Genomic DNA, 1,007 nt, shown 5'->3' on the forward strand with positions numbered 1-1,007 from the left:
CCGCAGATCGGCTTCAACTATTTGGGCCGCTACTCCGCGGCGGACATGCCGGAGGAGCTGCGCGGCCTGGGCTGGACGCAGGTGCTGGACGTGGATGACGCGGATGCCGTGTGGGATGCCTCCATGCCCGCGATGTCCACGCTGGAGATCAATTCCTATGTCACCGACACCGCGCAGGGCCCGCGGCTGAACGCCACGTTCGCCTTTGCGAGGGGGGTGCTCGCCGAGGACGAGGTACAGGAACTCGCGCACTTGTGGCAAACCGCGCTCACCGCGCTGGCCGAGTATGTGGCGGCTCCGGACGTGGGTGGCCTGACGCCGTCCGATCTTCCGCTGGTGGCCGTGGACCAGGAGCGGATCCTGGAGTGGGAGCGGGCGTACCCGGGGCTGGCGGACGTGTGGCCATTGACGCCGCTTCAGTCGGGGTTGTTGTTCCACAGCAGGTTCAGCGATGCGCCGTTCGACGTGTATCAGGTGCAGTTGGTGTTCCATCTGTCGGGCCGGGTGGAGCCTGAGCGGATGCGTGCGGCGGGGCAGGCGCTGCTGGACCGCCATGCCAATCTGCGCTCGGCGTTCGTCCCTCACTCGGGTGGCTGGGCCCAGCTGGTGACGGACGAGGCAGAGTTGCCGTGGCACGAGGCCGATCTGCGTGCGGTGCCCGAGGGCGAACGCGCTGAGGCGTTCGAACGGCTGCTGGCGGAGGATCAGCAGACGCGCTTCGACCCGGCGTCGCCGCCGATGATGAGGCTCACGCTGGTGCGGCTGGAGGAGGAGCGGTCCGAGCTCGTGTTCACCGCTCACCATGTGCTGTTCGACGGCTGGTCCATTCCGCTGCTGCTGCAGGATCTGCTGCGGTTGTACGGTTGCGGGGGTGATCCGGGCGGGCTGCCCGCGGAGCGTGGTTACCGGGAATTCCTGGCCTGGCTGGCCGGCCAGGACCCCGACGCCGCGGCCCGGGCCTGGGCGGAGGAACTCGACGGCGTCGACGAACCCACCCTCCTCGCACC

General features: G+C 68.9%; 1 protein-coding gene. It reads left to right on the plus strand.

The window, feature by feature from the left end:
• Positions 1-1,007 (plus strand): condensation domain-containing protein (locus IG99_RS43415; protein ID WP_037684553.1); only part of this gene is annotated, 1,007 nt, incomplete at both ends.

Source organism: Streptomyces griseus subsp. griseus (assembly GCF_000720255.1).
Taxonomy (GTDB): domain Bacteria; phylum Actinomycetota; class Actinomycetes; order Streptomycetales; family Streptomycetaceae; genus Streptomyces; species Streptomyces griseus_I.